Source organism: Oleiphilus sp. HI0128 (assembly GCF_001635365.1).
The window spans coordinates 1-1,044 of sequence record NZ_LWGG01000191.1; the positions used below are offsets into that span (position 1 = coordinate 1).

General features: G+C 41.9%; 1 protein-coding gene. It reads left to right on the top strand.

All coding sequences use genetic code 11. The features are described from left to right. Window positions 1-235 precede the first annotated feature (235 nt). A partial coding sequence (locus A3763_RS29400; RefSeq protein ID WP_068759860.1) for a PaaI family thioesterase occupies window positions 236-1,044 on the top strand: 809 nt, incomplete at its 3' end.

The following is a 1,044-nucleotide window of genomic DNA, read 5'->3' on the forward strand; positions in this document are numbered from 1 at the left end:
GTAAGTCAATTTTGCGCTAATGGATTCACTCTTTTCAATAGCAAATGAGTAATTACTATTGTTATAAATAGGATGCTAGGTGGAAATCTCCTGATTAATTACATTTCTTAAAAAGTGTGACATTGGTTATACTTCGGCGCTTCAAATATGTTAGCTGATNAGGAGCTGACATTTTATGCTTAACTAGAATAAGCGTTCCCAGCTAAATTATGTAACGCTGATTGTGAGAGAATGAATGAGAGACGAAACCATGTTGTTTACCCAAGTCGAAAGCTTTGTAAGCGTATTGGCTCAGTGCCAGGAGTTGGGTATTAAGGTTGTTTCTGCAAGAGAAAACGAGCTGATACTAGAATTGCCTTACAGCGAGAAGATTATCGGTAACCCAGATTCAGGGGTTATTCATGGTGGTGCGATTACCACCTTGATGGATACGACCGCAGGTGCCGGTGTGCTATGTGCAATGCCGGAGTTTGAACTCTGCCCAACACTAGATTTGCGTGTTGACTATATGCGCCAGGCAAAACCGGGGCAGTCAGTATTCGCGAGAGCAAGCTGCTACCGTTCAACCAACAATATCTTGTTTATGAAGTGTGAGGCTTATCAGATTGACCGGACTGTGGCGCATTGTGTCGCAACCTTTATGCGTATGGGCGAGAAGGGCATTCCTTCCTTAGATGTGATGACGAAAGATATTCCTGTTTATCAATCAAAGAATATTGGCAAGGTTTCTCTGCCCGAAGATTTTAAAGATTCGGTGATACAAGCGCGCGACAAGAGCGACTACAAGATACTGACCTCAGCTATTCCTTATGCGCAATTGATTGGCATTGAATGCCTGGATGATAGAGGAGAGCTAACCTTTAAGTTAAATCAGAAGGAAGGCAATATTGGTAATCCTATTCTTCCCGCAATTCATGGTGGTGTCATTGGTGGCTTTATGGAATTGTCTAGTGCTATGTATTTGCTGGTATCTCAGTCGACTTTGAAATTTCCCAAAATTATTGATTTTTCATTAGATTACTTACGTGCCGGTGCAAACCAGGA